Raw genomic sequence first — 17639 nt, 5'->3', positions numbered from 1 at the left:
TGAAAGTTCCATTCATTTTCAGTAACTCTAAAAAGTTTACCACACTTTGTTTGGTTTGTCTTATTTATCAAGGGATTTCTTCTACAAGAAAAAACGCCATTGACCATACAATCCTTCCGCTTGCACAAACCTACATGCAAGCGAATGTATTGCAGAACAATGAACGTTCTTCCTTACGAAAAATTACCAGCTACCAGAAACACCGCCACCGCTGCTGCTTCCTCCGCTAAAGCCGCCAAAATCATTCGAAGAACTTTGCGTATCGGCAATGACTTGTTCTTGATGGGTCACATGATTATTCATCATCACAAAGAACAACGCCATATTCATACCATGGGGGTCATACTCTTGGCGAGCATTATTCAAAACGGCTGCTCGATCAGAAGCATCAAATGAGGATAATTTGTTCGCTAAATCTGGGTGATTTTGATAAACCTGTTTCAAGTCAACTTGGAACAAGGCATCTGTTTTCACTTCCGCTAGAACATCAGAAACTTCTTTTGGAATGGCTTGTACCATCTCAGGATAGGTCGCTTTTTCCGTCACAAGTTGAGCTAAGTATCGCCCTTGCTCATTGCGTCTTCTGATCTCTTCTTTGGCTTGCTTGGCTATTTCTGCTCGATAAGCATCTGCTAAAGGCAGATTTTCGGGTAACACCGCATCAGGCAAATCGTAGTCTGTCATCCGTTCAGTCACTTCCCTGCCTAATTGGGCTTCATAGGTTTTTAAGGTGTCATGTTGTGTAAGGATCACCTGACCGAAATGTTTGACCGTGGTTTGTTTCTTCATCAGCAAGTTTGAAAAATAGGCGCCAATTGCTGGATTCGTCAAGCCGTGTTGGATGACTCGTTTATCCGCTGTCGACAATCCAGTGACCGAAGTCAATTTCGCTGGCACATAAGTCCTCGTCACATACTGCGTAAATGCTTGTTGACAATCTTTTGCTGTCTGATACTGATGGTAACGCTGATAGTTCTTTCTATTGCTAGCCCATTTCAAGAAATCTTTCTGTTGGAAGTGACTATCTTCTAACAGATGTTTCGGCAATGGCAGGTGCTCTTCAAAACGCCGTTTGGTTTTAAGATGGCGAAAACTGATGAACCCGACAAGGCCTGCAGCTGCTGCCGCTACGACACCACTGACGATTTTACCAATAGTGAACCACATCTGCTTAGTGGCTTCTGCTTCTTGTGCCTGTTTTTCTGCTAACATTTGCTTGCCATCTTGATAGATCGTCCCTAAACCAATCGTTTCATCCGCTTCTTTCATTCGCTGATAGACTTCATTAGAAGCTGCCAATATCGCTGTATCATAATCTTCATCTCGTAATGCGTCTTTGGCATCTTCATCCACTAAATCATCTTCCGATAGCTCACTGAAGACATAGGATAGTCCATCGCCATAACCTAGACGAAATTCACGATCGTCAATGGCAAAGAGAAACAATAGTCCATTATTGTCCTCTGGATTTCCTAAACCATACTCATTGAACAGTTCCAAATTACGCTCTTCAATCGATTGCCCATCTAAAGAAGGGATCGTGATCACAGCATATTCTGGTGCTCCAGTCAATGATTGAAAGCCCTCTTTATTCAAAGTATCGATTTGTTTGATCGTCTCTTGTGAAAGGACCCCGGCATCATCACGAACAAATGTCTGTCCAAAGGCAATTGATGGTTGAAGGACAAAAAATCCCATCAAACCAACAAAAACCAACATCCCAAGTTGGAAGATTTTCTTCATTTTACCACCCCTTTTCATCGTGTTATCTTTCATTGTATTCGATTTCAAATGATAAAACATCCGCCTTAAGCATGAAAAAAATAGTTAGATGACTAAAAAACCTTTAAAAGACAGCATTTTGGTCGGTCTTTTAAAGGTCATTTTATCATATTTTCCTAGTAAAGGAGTACAAATTAATTTTTGAATGAATGGATCGGAGCGGGAATACGTCCCCCACGTAAAATGAAATCAGTAGACTGTGCAGGATTGATTTTCATCACTGGTGCCGTCCCTAATAATCCACCAAATTCAATGCGGTCGCCGATTTTTTTGTCTTTCGCTGGAATGATTCGGACAGCTGTCGTCTTGTGGTTGATGACGCCGATCGCTGCTTCATCCGCAATCATTGCGGCGATCGTCTCAGCAGAAGTATCTCCTGGAATCGCAATCATATCCAAACCGACAGAACAGATCGCCGTCATGGCTTCAAGTTTTTCTAAATTCAATAAACCAGCTTCTACAGCCTTGATCATCCCTGCGTCTTCAGAAACGGGGATAAAGGCACCCGACAGACCCCCAACATGGTTACATGCCATTACGCCGCCTTTTTTTACTGCATCATTTAACAAGGCCAAAGCCGCTGTCGTTCCGTGGGTACCGACAGATTCTAGACCCATTTCTTCTAAAATCAATGCCACACTATCGCCGACTGCAGGAGTTGGCGCCAGCGAAAGATCGACGATCCCGAATGGAACGCCCAAGCGCTCGGAAGCCACGCGCCCGACCAATTGCCCCATCCGCGTGATCTTGAAAGCTGTTTTTTTGACTGTTTCCGCCACAACATCAAAGGACTCGCCTTTGACTTTTTCCAAGGCACGTTTGACGACACCAGGTCCGCTGACACCAACGTTGATTTCCACATCAGCTTCACCGACCCCATGAAAAGCCCCTGCCATAAAGGGATTGTCTTCCACTGCATTCGCAAAGACGACGAGCTTCGCACAGCCCATATCTGATGCCTCAGCCGTCTTCTTGACTGTTTCTCCCATCAGACGTACTGCATCCATGTTGATCCCAGCTTTCGTTGATCCAATATTGACCGACGAACAGACAAAATTGGTTTGAGCCAAGGCTTCTGGAATCGATTCGATCAATGCAAGGTCGCCGCCTTGATAGCCTTTTTCTACTAGTGCGCTATAGCCGCCGATGAAATTTACTCCGACTTCTTGCGCCGCTCGATCCAAGGTCTTCGCAACTTTGATACAGTCTGCGGGTGTCGGCTGGCAAGCTGCCACTACGATCGCTACAGGGGTAACCGAAATCCGCTTGTTAATGATCGGAATGCCATATTCACTTTCGATCTCTTCGCCGACTTTGACAAGATCTTTCGCTTTTGTTGTAATTTTTTGAAAAATTTTCTCACAGGTACGATCAATGTCGGCGTCAATACAATCCAATAATGAGATCCCCATTGTGATGGTACGAATATCTAAGTTTTCTTCTTCCACCATGCGAATGGTTTCAAGTATTTGATTTGTCTCCATAGTGCCTCCTATAATTTGTGCATGGTATCAAAAATCTCTTGATTTTGAATGCTGATTTTTACACCTAATGTACGACCAATTTGGTGAAGCTCCTCACGAACACCATCAAAATCCTGATTGGCATCCATGTTTAAAAGCATCATCATCGTGAAGTAATCTTCCATGATCGTTTGGGACACATCTAAAATATTGATTTCTAATTCTGCTAATTTCTGGCTAACACCAGCAATGATCCCAACCTTGTCTTTTCCAATAACGGTTAATACGGCTTTCATATCCTCCCGCCTTTCATAAAATTTTTCTTATTATAGCACAACAAAACCACATTTTCGATGTAACATCAAACGAAAATGTGGTTTATTCTTTAAATGTTCGTTATTACGCCCGTTCAATCAAGTTTGCTTGGCTATCAAACTCATAAATGATCGGCTGTGCGTTAGGAATATCGATCGTATCCATGGCATCTTTTGGCACGTCTTCCAAGTATTTGACTAACGCCCGCAAGCTGTTCCCATGACCAGTAATGAGAATATTCTTATGATCTTTAAGTAACGGAACCACCTGGTCTTGCCAAAATGGGACTACTCGCGCCACCACCATCCCCAGATTTTCTCCCTTAGGTATCAAGCGAGGGTCTAAAGAATCATAGCGTCGGTCTAAATCATTTTCCTCCACATATAAAGGCGGTTCATCATATCCACGTCGCCATTTTTGCACCTGTTCTTTTCCATACTTTGCCACCATCTCATCTTTATTGACCCCTACTAATTGGCCATAATGACGTTCATTTAGGCGCCATGTTTTTTTCACAGGAACCCAAAGCTGATTGCTGGCTTCCAGAACGGCATCGCAAGTGATGATCGTTCGCTGCAGCACAGATGCAAAGGCAAAATCAAAGGAAATCCCTAATTCTTTGATCTGTTCCCCCGCAGCCCAAGCTTGTTGTCGGCCTTTTTCGGTCAGAGAAACATCCAGCCACCCTGTCCAGTAATTTTCAAAATTTGCTTCGCTTTCACCATGTCGAATCAATACGACCTTCATTCTATCGCCTCCTCTTCTCTTTTATTATCGCAAGAAATCCAAAAAATGTCTTATGTTTCGTTTTTGCCGCTTTGTTTCAGACAACTTTTTATTTTGTCATTGCAGATTCTGTTTCTCGTTTAAGCGAAGCTGCTTTCTTTCTTCATTATCCGTTATTTTCTAAGCATCCTTTCAAATAGATGTGTATAGAAAATGGCTGCTGCGCCTTTTCCACTTTCTTCTTCCTTGGATTGCAAATAATTTGAATAAATGGTTTTACGCTCTACAACAATTTTTGACTTTTTTTCTCTGACTTATTGACTTCAACTGATGTTATGCTATGATAGTTTCTATCACTTATATGTATTTTTATACATTTATTAGTTATTATTTGCATTTTTAATAGATGCGCAGAAAAAGTTAAAGGGGCGTTTACATGAAAAGGTTTAGTAAGGGTACTGTTTTATTAGGGATCATCACAGCATTGCTGCCGTTTTTCTTTGTCGGACAAGCACATGCAGAAGAAACCGATCCAATCTATGAAAAAGTCAAAGAAAATGGTGTATTGGTCGTGGGTTTATCTGCCGATTATGCACCATATGAATTCCGTGCCAATGTTGATGGAAAAAATGAAATCGTGGGGATCGATATCTCGATTGCCCAAAAAATTGCAGATGACTTAGGGGTCGATCTGAAAATTGAGGAGCTTGGATTCGACGCGCTGTTAGGGGCTCTAAAAACGGGCAAAATCGATGTCGTCATCTCTGGGATGGCTGCTACGGATGAGCGCCGTAAAGAAGTCAATTTCACTGACACCTATATGGAAGTCCAACAGACCGTTCTGGTTCGAGCAGAAGACGCGGATCGTTTCCAATCGACGGCTGATTTTGATGGTGTAGCTGTCGGTGCACAACGACAAACCACACAAGAAGAGCTGGCAAATACAGAATTGACTGGCTCGACCGTCACCTCTTTGCAAAGGGTGCCTGATTTGATCACCAATCTAAAATCACGCAAGATCGATGCGATCGTGATGGAAGGTCCCGTCGCTGAAGCTTATGTGACGGCGAATGATACCTTGGCATTAGCCGAAAATGTCACGTTTGAAAACGGCGTGAAGGAGACCGCGATCGCCATCTCGAAAGAAGCGCCAGTTTTACTGGAAAAACTCAATTCCTCCATTGAAACTATCATTAGTAATGATCTTTTAAGCCAATACAAAGAAGATGCCTATCGATTGATGTTTACCGAAGAAGGCACGATCGATGAAGAGCAAAGCTTTTGGGAAAAATATCTGCCTTTTTACATCACTGGAACTGGCTATACGATCTTCCTAGCCTTGGTTGGGGTATTATTCGGCTCTATCGGTGGCAGCTTGTTAGCCTTTATGAAGCTTTCTAAGTCAAAAGCATTGAAAGTCATTGCCGCTGTCTATATTGAATATGTTCGGGGAACACCTTTGTTAGTACAAATATTTATTGTATACTTTGGAACAGGCGTGTTAGGCTTAGAGCTTTCGAAGTTAGCTGCTGGCTGTATTGCCTTAGCACTAAACAGTGCCGCCTATGTGGCAGAAATCATTCGTGCTGGGATCAATGCCGTCAATAAAGGACAGCTGGAAGCCGCTCGTTCATTAGGCATGAATCAGATCCAAGCGATGCGCTTCATCATTTTCCCGCAAGCCATCAAAAACATCTTGCCTGCTCTAGGAAATGAATTTGTCACGGTCATCAAAGAGTCTTCGGTCGTATCGGTGATTGGTGTGTCTGAACTGATTTTCCAAACAGGCGTCGTTCAAGGGGCCAGCTTCAAACCATTTTTACCATACGTTATCGTATCATTGATCTACTTTGTATTGACCTTCGCCCTCTCACGTCTATTGGGTGTTGCTGAAAGGAGAATGAAAACTAGTGATTAAAGTTGAAAAATTAGTAAAAACATTTGGCGAGAATACCGTCTTAAAAGAAATCGATCTTGAAGTGACACCTGGTGAAGTCGTTGTGATCATCGGACCCTCAGGAAGTGGGAAAAGTACTTTCTTACGCTGCTTGAATCTACTTGAACAGCCGACTGGTGGGAAAATCACCTTCGAAGGCAATGATTTATTGGCAAAAGGGGTGAAAATCGATCAGATTCGTCAAAAAATGGGAATGGTCTTTCAAAGCTTCAATTTATTCCCTCATAAAACGGTGTTAGAAAATCTGACTATCAGCCCGATCAAAGTCAAACAGCAAGAGCAAGCTGCTGCCGAAGAGACAGCGAAAGGATTGCTGGAGCAAGTTGGCTTAGCTGAAAAAGCGGATAGTTACCCCTCTAGCCTTTCTGGCGGGCAGCAGCAACGGGTCGCTATTGCTAGAGCATTGGCAATGGATCCTGATGTAATGCTCTTTGACGAACCAACCTCAGCATTGGACCCAGAAATGGTTGGAGAAGTGTTGACGGTCATGCAAGCTTTGGCAGAAAAAGGCATGACGATGGTCGTCGTTACCCACGAAATGGGCTTCGCGAAAGAAGTTGCCGATCGTGTCATCTTTATGGCTGACGGTATCATTCAAGAACAAGGAACACCAGAACAAATCTTTGAGCATCCGCAAAATGCGCGGACACAGGATTTTTTAAGCAAAGTTTTATAGAAATTGGAGATGACAAAATGAACCGTCCGTTGATTGCAGAACGTTTTTTACAACCAGAAGAAAATCTTTTAATGGAGATCGCCACTCTTGCGAAGAAAACCCCAAATTTGATTGATTTGTCGATTGGTGATCCTGATTTGATTACAGATGCGACAATCATTGAAGCAGCTTTTGCTGACGTCAAAGCAGGTCATACAAAATACACCGCTTCAGACGGCAGTGCTGATTTTATCCAAACTGTCGGTGATTTTTACCAAAAGCAATACCAGCTTACTTTTTCTCCTAGTCAAGTACGAGGAACTGTCGGTGCATTGCATGGCATGTACTTAGCTTTGGCTGCCATCACTGATCCCGGTGATGAAGTGATTATTCACGAACCGTACTTTTCGCCTTACAAACAACAAGTCGAACTAGTCGGTGGTGTGCCAGTCTTTATTCCGACCTTTGAAAAAGATGGCTTTCAAATCGACGTCGAGGTTTTAAAGGCCGCTATCACTGAGAAAACCCGTGCAATCATTATCAATTCACCCAACAATCCTACTGGTGCTGTTTTTTCTCCAGAAACTTTTGAAAAAATCGCAGCAGTTGCCATTGACCATGACTTACTAATCCTCTCAGATGAAGTCTATGAAGCCTTTTGCTTTGATGACACCTTTGTACCGATGGCAGCCTTCGCACCTGAGAACACCATCACATTCAGCAGTTTCTCAAAAGCCTTTGCCATGACAGGCTGGCGGATCGGTTACATGATCGCACCTGAATCGATCAATCTTACGGCAAAACTGATCAATGAGGCGATCGCCTATTCGGCACCAACTCCTTCACAACGGGCAGGTATTTACGCATTGAATCACTATGATACCCTCGTGCCGCAAGTGGTTGCTGTCTTTAAGGAACGACTGACTTACATTGAACAACGGGTTGCTGAGATCCCGTTCCTTTCCTTATCCCCAGTCAAAGGAAGCATGTATGCCTTCATCAACATTGAACAAACGGGGTTGGACTCTGTCAGCTTTGTCGAGAAACTATTAAAGGAAACCAGTGTGCTGATGATCCCTGGGAAAGCCTTTGGAGAAACGACCGGCGATGGCTATGTTCGCTTAGCTGCCACCCAATCGTTGGACTTGTTAAAAGAAGCTTTCGACCGGATTGCCGCGTGCTCATTTGATTAAAGAAAACCCACTCACTTCTAGTGTGTGGGATTTTTTTTGGTGGCAGCCGTTTTTCAAAAGTATCACGTTCCATATAAAAAAGGGACAGAAGAATCCGATTTGATTCTTCCCTCCCCTGACTATCTGCTCGTTTTTACTTTTTTGCTTCTTCCAGCAGTTTTGCCATCGCTTCTTTTTGATAAGCTTCTGTCAATTCAGCGATTTTTGCTTTTTGGGCTGCCTCATCCATAGTTGGATCAGCCATTAATGCAGCTTGCATTTTTTCTTGGACATATGCTTGTCCTTGTGTTTTCATGGTGTCCGCTTGTTCTTTCGCTAAAGAAGCCAGTTTTTTTGCTTGATCCACACTCAAGACTTCCCATGAATCTGGCAATGAGAACGTATTGGTACGGCTGACATATTGGCCATCGTTATCAGCGATCCCGAACAAGAAGCGTGATAGGTCACTTTTATAAACCCAGCGCGTCGTTTTTGTTTCTAATTGAGCTGAATCAGTCCCTGTTTCCACCACATTAGTCACTTTATCAGTACCGGTTTGTTTGGGTTCCTCTTGATCAGCATCCGTTTTATATAGGTAGATTTTTTCCGTACCATCTCCTAATGGCTGATACAATAGCAAATCAAAATTCTCGTTATCGGCACTAGAAACCAGTGGGGTTGTTTTAGCAGTCGTTTCTTTTTCCATTCCAAAATGATAGGTCAAATTGGCCATCAATGCGACGACACTTGCCACGAAGACTAGACCTAAGACCAATGATAAACCTGTTTGCAGCTTGTTTTTGGCAAAGACATTCAGTACCGCAAACCCTAACACGCTAAGAACGATCAAAAGCAAGATCATTTGTCCGCACCTCCTTCAAGAACCGTCAATCGTGGTTCTTTTTTCTTTAAGGAGAAGGCGATCAAGAATCCTAAGAAGCTAAAGACCGCTGCCACATAAAAGGCGGCATGGTAGCCAGATAAAGTCGCTTCAATTGCTTTTTCTTTGTATGCCAAAGGCGTTGCATCCAGCAAAGAATCACTTGGCAAGTTGCCCTTGGTGACGTTTGTCAAGACACTGATCAAGATAGCCGTACCAATTGAGCTGGCTACTTGACGGAACGTATTGTTTACCGCGGTACCGTGACTGATCAAATGACCAGGTAAGGCATTCATTCCTGAAGTCGTTACTGGCATCATCACCATTGAGATCCCGAACATCCGAATCCCATAAAGAATGATGATATGCAAAATCGGTGTATCTTTTGTTAAGAAAGCAAATGGTAAGGTTGCGGCAGTCAAGATAAACATCCCGGTGATAGCTAAACGTTTTGCACCATACTTATCAAAGATCGCACCAGTGATCGGCATCATGATCCCCATGATCAACGCACCTGGCAATAACATCAATCCTGAATGAAACGCTGACTCACCACGAATGTTTTGGATATACAATGGGAGAACCATTTCAGCACCGATCATCGCCATATTCGTGACCCCTGAAAGGATCGACGCCAAGGTAAAGGTCGTTGATTTGAACACGCGCAACTCTAAGAACGGATGCTCAATGTGCAATTGACGCCATGCAAAGAAAGCAATGAAAAAGACACCGGCTGCTAGAAAACCGATCACTTCAATACTGCCCCACCCTTTGTCGCCGACGCTTGAAAAGCCATAGAGCAATGTACCAAAACCAAGGGTTGATAAAATCGCTGAGAACAGATCGATTTTCGGATGCGACAATTCAATCACACTCTTCATTAGAAAGAGCGCTAAGACTAAGACTAAAACGACGATCGGAATGACCATTCCGAACAAATAGCGCCAGTCATAATGATCAATGATCCAACCAGATAACGTTGGGCCTAAGGCTGGTGCTAACCCAATAACGATTCCTGACATGCCCATGGCTGAACCGCGTTTTTCTGGTGGGAAGATCGACAACATGATATTTTGCAAAAGCGGCATCGAGATCCCTACACCGGCAGCTTGCACTAAGCGGCCAATCAATAATGTAGAAAAGTTCGGTGCAGCAAAACAAGCGATCGTTCCTGCAAGGAAGATGCTCATTGCCGTTAAGTAAAGACTTCTCGAGCTGAACTTGTTGATCAGCCATGCGGTGATCGGGATCATGATCCCATTGACCAGCAAGAAACCAGTGGTCAGCCATTGAACATCAGATGCTGAGATGTCAAAGGCATCCATCAAAGTTGGAAAAGCCGTTGTTAACAATGTTTGGTTCAAAACAGTACAAAACGTACCGATCAGCAAAACCATGACCAGTAAGGAACGGTTGTAAGGTTTGCCGTAGATATCTAAAGGACGACTCGTTGACATATTTCACACTCTTTTCAGTATATTTTTCATAAAACCTTCTTTACTTTAAATCTTTCCCTGAAATTTGTCAACCTACTTGACATAAAAGTAAAACAAGTTACAATATTAACAAATACCTTTACAAGAATGGAGTCCGTATGTCTCATCTTTTTCGAAAACTCGTTGATAATGAAAACTTGTTGGTCGGCATCAGCGAACTTAGCCAAATGTGTGATATCTCCCCTCGCCAATTGCGTTATTGGGAACAAAAAGGATTTATTCAATCGGTCCCACAAGAAGAAAATGCCCCACGAAAATACCGACTGCCCACGGTCGTCAAAGTGGAAATGATCAAAACGTTTTTAGATGAAGGCTTTACGTTGGCCAAGGCTGTTGAAAAAGCGGACAAAAAAATCAAAACCGCCCATCATATTCGCAAAGTGTTTTCTGGGGTTTTACAAAATTTAGAAGTCATCAATGAACGCTTTACGATCATCAGTCTGGGACCAGTAGATGACGAAGGAAAAATCCTCCATATCATTCACGATGAAGAAACAGAACGATTGCAATACGAAGTGCTGCCTGCTAATCAAACGATCGATTTTGAAAAGTTCAAGCAATGCACGTCAAAACAAGCAGAATAAAAAATCTGCCTAGCATATTCGTTACGTGCAGCAAGTATCCATGACAATGATGCTTGCTGCACGTTTTTTGAATGTCTTGCCTTTGATTCAAAGAGGTGTTGATTCATTTACAAGCAAAAAACCTCATGATATAGTCGAAGGGAGAAACGAACCTTTATCAGAATGGGAAGTGTCATATAAATGGAAAAAGAAGTCTTTACCCAACAAATCAAGGGCGGGTTGATTGTTTCTTGTCAAGCATTGCCTGGAGAACCCTTGTATACCGAAAAAGGCGGTGTCATGCCCCTATTGGCAAAAGCAGCTCAAGAAGCTGGAGCTGTTGGCATCCGTGCCAATTCCGTTCGCGATATTCGCGAAATCCAAGCCGCTGTTGATCTGCCGATCATCGGAATCATCAAAAAAGACTATCCACCTGAAGAACCATTTATCACAGCGACCATCAAAGAGGTGCACGAATTAGCAGCTTTACAGATTGCGGTGATCGCTTTGGACTGCACCTTGCGCAAACGTCACGATGGCTTGACGGTCAATGCCTTTATCAAACAAATCAAAACTCTTTATCCCCATCAACTACTCATGGCAGATATCGCCACCTATGAGGAAGGCATCAATGCCTTTGAAGCGGGCGTCGATTTTGTTGGTACAACTTTGTCCGGCTATACGGCGAATAGTCCCACCAATGACGAACCAGATTATCAATTGATCCAGCAATTGGTTGCGGCGAAGGTTCCAGTGATAGCCGAAGGCAAGATCCATACACCTGAGCAAGCAAAGAAAATCCAAGATATGGGTGTGACAGGTATCGTGGTTGGTGGTGCCATCACCCGACCAAAAGAGATCGCCAGCCGATTCGTGCAAGAGCTGCGCAACTGAGTCGTTCATTTCCTAAAATAAGTCTTTCGCTGCGCCTTGTGACAGAAGGCGCATTCTTTGTTGTCTTTTTGAGAAACGTTTATACTTAAAAGAGAACGAATGACAACAGAGAAAGCGAGTGAAGAAAATGACAAAAATCAATGCTGGTACAGCAATGATCAAGGTTTTTGAAGCTTGGGGCATCGACCATATCTATGGAATCCCCGGTGGATCTTTCAACTCAACGATGGATGCTTTGTACCATGAACGGCAATCGGTCAAGTATATTCAAGTACGTCATGAAGAAGCAGGTGCGCTGGCAGCAGCGGCTGATGCCAAGCTAACGGGAAAAGTCGGTGCGGTTTTTGGTTCTGCTGGTCCGGGTGCCACCCATTTGATCAATGGCTTATACGATGCTCAAATGGATAATGTGCCCGTCGTTGCCTTGTTAGGACAAGTAGCTTCGAGCTCGATGAACTACAATGATTTTCAAGAAATGAATGAAAATCCGATGTTCGCTGATGTCAGTATCTACAATCGCACGGTCATGTCCCCTGAAAGTTTGCCCCACGTGGTGGACGAAGCCATTAAAGCAGCCTACAAATTTAAAGGAGTCGCTGTGGTAACGATCCCGGTCGATTACGGGTTTGCAGAAATCGACGAACAGGAGATTGCAACCGCAAAAAATCATAAGACAGGTGTTCTCCAACCTGATGAAGAGGACTTACAGGCTGCCCTTCCTTATTTTGAACAAGCAAAAAAACCCGTCCTTTATATCGGACAAGGTCTCTTTGGTCATTTTGATGCCATCGATGCTTTTTCTAAGCATTTCTCGATGCCTATCGCAGCTTCTGTCTTAGCCAAAGGCATCGTGCCTGATCTTTATGAAAACTTTCTTGGATTTGCTGGACGGGTTGCGACAAAACCTGCCAATGAAGCTTTAGCAGAAGCCGATCTCATCGTTTTTGTCGGCAGTGACTTCCCTTTTGGCCGCCGCTTTTTCAATCCTGGTGCCAACTTTATCCAAGTTGATATCGACGCCTCGAAATTTGGTCGTCGTCATCAGACGGATGTCTCCGTTTTAGGAGATGGTGCGACCGCTCTTAGAAAATGGACAGAGATGGCAGCCCCTCGTCCTGCAGATGCTTGGTTAAAAGCCAATCAAGAAAACTGTCGCAATTGGCATGAATGGCGCCATCATTTTTACCATGATTCGCAAGTTCCTATGCGTCCTGAACCTGTCTATCGAGAAATCAACCGAATTGCAGCTCCTGATGCCCTGTTTGTCACGGATGTCGGTAATGTGACGATTCACAGTATCCGTCATTTAGAAATGACGGGTGAACAGCGTTTCACAACGTCTGGCTGGTTTGCGACAATGGGCAATGGTGTACCTGGTGGGATCGCCGCTCAATTGAGCTATCCGAATCGCCAAGTATTTACCTTTAGTGGGGATGGCGGTTTTGCGATGCAAATGCAAGACATCATCACCCAAGTGAAATATGATTTGCCAATCATCAACGTGGTCTTTTCCAATGACTCATTCGGCTTCATCGAAGCGGAGCAAGAAGATACCGAGCAAACCAAGTTCGGTGTCCAACTAGCCGGTGCTGATTTTGGTAAAGTTGGGGAAGCATTAGGTGCGAAAGGCTTCACGGTAACGAAGGAAGAAGAATTAGCATCCGTCTTTACACAAGCTAAAGAAATCAACGGACCTGTGGTGATCGATGTCAAGATCGCTAACGAACGACCTCTTCCTGTCGAAGAACTGAAACTTGATCCGAACCGCTTCAGCGCTGAAGAAATCGCAGCTTTTAAAGCAAAATACCAAGTTCATGATCTGCCAGCTTTGAGTGAGTTGTACGTGGATTCTCAAGAGTAAATAAAAAAGAGAGAAAGACAGAAATCCTGTCCTTCTCTCTTTTTTTTTCATCAACCATTTCATGTTTCTAATGCATCGCCTTACTTATTATAGATTTTCGGGCCTTTACGCATGTTTTTTCGATCATTTTTTGGGGATTCCATTTTTTTTGAACGGCCGCCGCCTTGTTTTTTCTTGATTAGTTCTAACATTTTTTCTTTTTGATCCATCGATTCCACCTCTATTTCTTAGCAATACTGTCGGTTGAAAAGAAGTGTTCCTGACTTCTTTTATGTTTGCGAACAACTACCTTCGATCTATGGTAATAGAAAATAAAAGCTGCCTCTTAAGATTCAAATCATCTGCAGCTGATTTTTCCTTTTTCTAGTACCCTGATTTAATCTACTTGGATTTTCTTGGTTTGTCAATGGCTGGTGAAAAAAAGCTGACTTTTGATTGGCTCTTTCAAGAAAAATAAACCTCCCTTTGTTGTACTATTTGTTCAAATTTACTATTTTATTTAAGTTTTTTTATTATTTATTGGTATAATTATAACAGAACACCTATTCCGTTCTTTTCCTTCCCTCGTTCTTCTTCCGATTGTTTCTTAGCTTTCATTGTTCTTACAAATCACTCTATTTGAAAGGAGGTGGATACGTGCTGCACACTTACGCACCTGATCAGATTTATTTGTATGTATTGATTGGCTGTGCCATTTTAGCCTTTTTGCTGCTTCTGTTTGGCGATATCTTCGATTTTGATGGTCCAATTGATCCGATGTTGATCATCCCCTGGTTTGCCTTTACGAGTCTTTTCGGTTACTTAGGGGAAACTATTTTCCCAGGCTATTCGATGATGCTTTTCATTGGTAGCGGTTGTCTTTCTACAGGGCTCGTTTTTCTCTTGAATTTTTACGTGCTGATTCCCATGAGGAATGCTGAAGCGACGCTTTCGAGTTCCGAGAAAGACTTTGAAGGTCGAATCGCAACGGTGCTGACGCCGATTCCTTGTGAAGGAATGGGTGAAATTCAACTCACAAGTGTCACTGGTTCAAGTAATCGTCCAGCCTCGGCTTTTCAACCTATCGATGAACCATTAGCAACAGGATCAAAAGTTTTGATTATTGAAGTCAAAGAGCGTATTTGCTACGTCGTTCCCTATACAGAAAAATTTTTGGACAACTAAAATAAATCACTAAAGAGGTGCATCTATGGATATTTTCTTATCACCAATTGTCTTTCCGATCGCAATCGTGGCGTTCATTTTACTGATGCTTTTGATCATCTTTGTCACGAAATATCAAACAGCTAAGCCCGATGAAGCGTTGATTATCAGCGGAAGTTACCTTGGCAACAAAAATGTTCATGCGGATGAGAGCAATAACAAAATCAAAATCGTGCGTGGTGGCGGAGCCTTTGTTTTGCCAGTGTTCCAACGATCAAACCGAATCAGCTTACTTTCCAGCAAGCTGGATGTTTCAACACCAGAAGTGTATACGGAACAAGGGGTTCCCGTTATGTGTGATGGAACTTCCATTATCAAGATCGGCTCATCCGTGGAAGAAATCGCAACGGCAGCGGAACAGTTTCTAGGAAAAACCCGTGAAGAATTAGAAAATGAGGTACGAGAAGTCTTGGAAGGTCACCTGCGTTCGATCCTTGGTTCGATGACCGTCGAAGAAATCTATCAAAATCGCGACAAATTTAGCCAAAGCGTGCAAGAAGTGGCCTCTGTCGATCTAGCGAAAATGGGCTTGATCATTGTCTCCTTTACGATCAAAGAAGTACGAGACAAAAATGGCTATTTAGATTCTCTTGGAAAACCTAGAATCGCCCAAGTCAAACGGGATGCTGAAATTGCGGAAGCCGAAGCGCTGAAAGAAACCCGCATCAAAAAAGCCCAATCGGAACAAGAATCGCAAACAGCGGAATCAAAACGCATGACCGAAATCGCTGAAGCATTGAAGGAAAAAGAATTGAAGCTGGCGCTTTATAAGAAAGAACAAGACATCGCCAAAGCCGATGCCGATCAAGCCTATCATCTGCAAAGTGCCATCATGAAACAAAAAGTCCGAGAACAAGAGATTGAAGTCGAAGTCGTTGAACGACAAAAACAAATCGAATTGGAAGAAAAAGAAATCTTGCGTCGTGAACGCCAATTTGATTCTGAGATCAAGAAAAAAGCCGATGCCGATCGTTATGCGCTTGAACAAGAAGCATTAGCGAAAAAAGCGTCTGCGTTAGCAACCACTGAAGCTGAGCAGTTTCGAACAGAGTCGTTGGCAAAAGCTGAAGCCGATAAAATTCGTCTGATTGGTTTGGCAGAAGCCGAGACGACCTTGGCGAAAGGAACGGCGGAAGCTGAAACGAAGGAAAAAATCGCTGAAGCCTTCAAGAAATATGATGAAGCAGCGATCCTTAGCATGATCGTTGAGATCATGCCGCAATTAGTCAAAGAGGCTGCCGCCCCATTAGGCAATATCGATAAAATTTCGGTCGTTGATACAGGATCAGGTGAAGGCGGCGGTGCCAATCGTGTCACCAATTACGCCACCAATCTCCTATCGACCACACAAGAAACTTTGAAAGAAACCCTCGGTCTCGATGTGAAATCGTTGATCGAAAACTTCGCCGGTTCCAATACGAGCGAGCCGCCTCAAGAATAAGAAAATTGCTGTTCGTCTTCATCGCTTCAAAAGCGACAAGGCGAACAGCAGTTTTTTTCTTACTCATTGCTATTGTGCTTACTCAGCGACCTCTTTGACATAGTTTGCAGGTACACCAGCCACGATCGTGCGTTCAGCGACATCTTTGGTCACCACTGCCCCAGCAGCAATGATCGCATGGTCACCGATGGTCACACCAGCAACGATCGTTGCATTTGAGCCAATCCAGACATTCTTCCCAATCGTAATGGGTGCTGGATAAAGCGTACTACGATCTTCAGGGTGAAGGCCATGATTCAAGGTAGCTAGAACTACGTTGTGCCCTATTAGGGTACCATCACCGATCGTGATCCCTCCTTGGTCTTGAAAATGACAACCGGCGTTAAGAAACACCCCTTTACCAATGCGGATGTTTTTGCCGTAATCTGTATAAAAAGGCGGAAAAAGCGAAAATGTCGGTTCAACTGCTTTCCCAGTCAATTGGGCAAAAAGTTCTTGTAATTCATGAGGTTCATGATAAACCGTATTGATTTTCATGGTCAGTTTTCTCGCCTCAGCACTCAAAGCCACCATTTGTTTTGAAGCTTGCGAACCGGCAAGTAAGGGTTCACCACTTGCCATAAGTTTGTTTAATTGATCGATCGTCATTTGTTTTTCTCCTAATCATTCGTTACTCACGAGTATTTTTTAGCGAAAAGACAACCTCCACGTCTTCTCCCCCCAACGCTTCCCTTAATCCTGCTGGATCTTCAATAACGCCGATACGACTATAGCCACTATAAGAATTGGTAAAGGTCTGATAAAACAGCACCAACGTATGACTATTCCAGCTCATGATTTCTCCTGCGTGAAGGATCTCCGGCCGTTCTGTAGTCATTTCTGGCAAATTCTCAGAAAAACGATAATATTTCTCGTTATTGTTCAAGTCACTCATTGTCAACGTGAAGGGCATTTGATTCATTAGGTATTCAGACGCCTCATTTTCATAAAACTTTGCTATAAAATCCTGTTGACCAACCGTAATGACCACATCTGTTGCTGATTCAATCGTCGGTTGATCATGATCCTGACTTGCCTCAGAGGAAGTTTCGCTGGCAGACAGCGCATGCCTCTCCTCTGTTCCATTTGTCCCACAGGCACTTAGTAGGAACAGCAAGACAGCAGGGATGAGTTTTATCAACATGGCTTCACTCCTTTCTGCTGATGATTCGATGTAGCGGCGGGCAACGGA

Annotated in this window: 17 protein-coding genes; 8 read left to right on the top strand and 9 right to left on the bottom strand. The window is 43.4% G+C overall.

Annotated elements, in window-relative coordinates:
• Positions 1 to 183 precede the first annotated feature (183 nt).
• From ECA1_RS07985 to ECA1_RS07970, 4 genes are all read right to left on the bottom strand, one after another.
• Positions 184 to 1776 carry a TPM domain-containing protein gene (locus ECA1_RS07985; RefSeq protein WP_060792175.1) on the bottom strand — a complete coding sequence of 531 codons (1593 nt, stop codon included), beginning with the start codon at positions 1774 to 1776 and terminating at the stop codon, positions 184 to 186.
• Between the two features lie 140 nt (positions 1777 to 1916).
• Complete coding sequence (locus ECA1_RS07980) at positions 1917 to 3266, bottom strand: PFL family protein (RefSeq protein WP_060792174.1); 1350 nt, start codon at positions 3264 to 3266, stop codon at positions 1917 to 1919.
• Positions 3267 to 3274: 8 nt separating this feature from the next.
• Positions 3275 to 3541: an ACT domain-containing protein gene (locus ECA1_RS07975; RefSeq protein WP_005230142.1), complete on the bottom strand. Its 267-nt coding sequence runs from the start codon at positions 3539 to 3541 to the stop codon at positions 3275 to 3277.
• Between the two features lie 103 nt (positions 3542 to 3644).
• Positions 3645 to 4307 carry a 2,3-bisphosphoglycerate-dependent phosphoglycerate mutase gene (locus tag ECA1_RS07970; RefSeq protein ID WP_015509852.1) on the bottom strand — a complete coding sequence of 221 codons (663 nt, stop codon included), beginning with the start codon at positions 4305 to 4307 and terminating at the stop codon, positions 3645 to 3647.
• A 415-nt stretch (positions 4308 to 4722) separates the two neighbouring features.
• Here ECA1_RS07970 and ECA1_RS07965 point away from each other — a divergent pair, with 415 nt between their 5' ends.
• Genes ECA1_RS07965 through ECA1_RS07955 form a run of 3 tightly spaced genes read left to right on the top strand, consistent with a single transcriptional unit; the run spans position 4723 to position 8091 of the window.
• Positions 4723 to 6204, top strand: a complete 1482-nt coding sequence (locus tag ECA1_RS07965) for an ABC transporter substrate-binding protein/permease (RefSeq protein WP_005230136.1) — start codon at positions 4723 to 4725, stop codon at positions 6202 to 6204.
• The gene (locus ECA1_RS07960) at positions 6197 to 6919 is read left to right on the top strand and encodes an amino acid ABC transporter ATP-binding protein (RefSeq protein WP_005230134.1); all 723 of its coding nucleotides are present in this window, start codon (positions 6197 to 6199) and stop codon (positions 6917 to 6919) included. Before ECA1_RS07965 ends, ECA1_RS07960 begins: the two co-directional genes overlap by 8 nt.
• 17 nt (positions 6920 to 6936) lie before the next feature.
• Entirely contained in the window at positions 6937 to 8091 is a 1155-nt protein-coding gene (locus tag ECA1_RS07955) for a pyridoxal phosphate-dependent aminotransferase (protein ID WP_060792173.1), read from the top strand.
• A gap of 133 nt (positions 8092 to 8224) precedes the next feature.
• Here ECA1_RS07955 and ECA1_RS07950 read toward each other — a convergent pair whose 3' ends face one another.
• Positions 8225 to 8932, bottom strand: coding sequence for a DUF4811 domain-containing protein (locus tag ECA1_RS07950; RefSeq protein WP_060792172.1), 708 nt, complete (start codon positions 8930 to 8932; stop codon positions 8225 to 8227).
• Positions 8929 to 10407 carry an MDR family MFS transporter gene (locus ECA1_RS07945; protein WP_015509856.1) on the bottom strand — a complete coding sequence of 493 codons (1479 nt, stop codon included), beginning with the start codon at positions 10405 to 10407 and terminating at the stop codon, positions 8929 to 8931. The genes ECA1_RS07950 and ECA1_RS07945 overlap by 4 nt, the downstream gene beginning before the upstream one ends.
• Positions 10408 to 10544: 137 nt before the next feature.
• Here ECA1_RS07945 and ECA1_RS07940 point away from each other — a divergent pair, with 137 nt between their 5' ends.
• The 3 genes from ECA1_RS07940 to spxB all read left to right on the top strand — a co-directional run bounded on the left by ECA1_RS07940 (position 10545) and on the right by spxB (position 13764).
• Complete coding sequence (locus tag ECA1_RS07940) at positions 10545 to 11030, top strand: MerR family transcriptional regulator (protein WP_005230125.1); 486 nt, start codon at positions 10545 to 10547, stop codon at positions 11028 to 11030.
• Between the two features lie 180 nt (positions 11031 to 11210).
• On the top strand, positions 11211 to 11903 hold the full coding sequence (locus ECA1_RS07935; protein WP_060792171.1) for an N-acetylmannosamine-6-phosphate 2-epimerase: 693 nt from the start codon (positions 11211 to 11213) through the stop codon (positions 11901 to 11903).
• Positions 11904 to 12030: 127 nt separating this feature from the next.
• Positions 12031 to 13764: a pyruvate oxidase gene (gene spxB / locus ECA1_RS07930; RefSeq protein ID WP_060792170.1), complete on the top strand. Its 1734-nt coding sequence runs from the start codon at positions 12031 to 12033 to the stop codon at positions 13762 to 13764.
• An 80-nt stretch (positions 13765 to 13844) separates the two neighbouring features.
• On the opposite strand, the gene ECA1_RS17810 is transcribed toward spxB, so the two are convergent.
• Positions 13845 to 13973 (bottom strand): hypothetical protein, encoded by a 129-nt coding sequence (locus ECA1_RS17810; RefSeq protein ID WP_005236316.1) that lies wholly within the window; start codon positions 13971 to 13973, stop codon positions 13845 to 13847.
• A 427-nt stretch (positions 13974 to 14400) separates the two neighbouring features.
• Between ECA1_RS17810 and ECA1_RS07920 the strand changes: the two genes are divergently transcribed.
• Complete coding sequence (locus tag ECA1_RS07920; RefSeq protein ID WP_060792169.1) at positions 14401 to 14928, top strand: NfeD family membrane protein; 528 nt, start codon at positions 14401 to 14403, stop codon at positions 14926 to 14928.
• A 25-nt stretch (positions 14929 to 14953) separates the two neighbouring features.
• Positions 14954 to 16408: a flotillin lipid rafts scaffold protein FloT gene (gene floT, locus ECA1_RS07915; protein ID WP_060792168.1), complete on the top strand. Its 1455-nt coding sequence runs from the start codon at positions 14954 to 14956 to the stop codon at positions 16406 to 16408.
• A 78-nt stretch (positions 16409 to 16486) separates the two neighbouring features.
• Here the strand turns inward: floT and ECA1_RS07910 are convergent, their stop codons facing one another.
• Both ECA1_RS07910 and ECA1_RS07905 read right to left on the bottom strand, forming a co-directional pair.
• The gene (locus tag ECA1_RS07910; protein ID WP_060792167.1) at positions 16487 to 17056 is read right to left on the bottom strand and encodes a sugar O-acetyltransferase; all 570 of its coding nucleotides are present in this window, start codon (positions 17054 to 17056) and stop codon (positions 16487 to 16489) included.
• Between the two features lie 22 nt (positions 17057 to 17078).
• A complete protein-coding gene (locus tag ECA1_RS07905; RefSeq protein ID WP_060792166.1) occupies positions 17079 to 17591 on the bottom strand; it encodes a cyclophilin-like fold protein in 513 nt (170 codons plus the stop codon).
• Between the last annotated feature and the right edge of the window lie 48 nt (positions 17592 to 17639).

This window comes from Enterococcus casseliflavus NBRC 100478 (assembly GCF_001544095.1).
GTDB classification, from domain to species: domain Bacteria; phylum Bacillota; class Bacilli; order Lactobacillales; family Enterococcaceae; genus Enterococcus_D; species Enterococcus_D casseliflavus.
The sequence above is the reverse complement of the archived record's forward strand: the minus strand, read 5'-3'. Positions and strand labels throughout refer to the sequence as shown.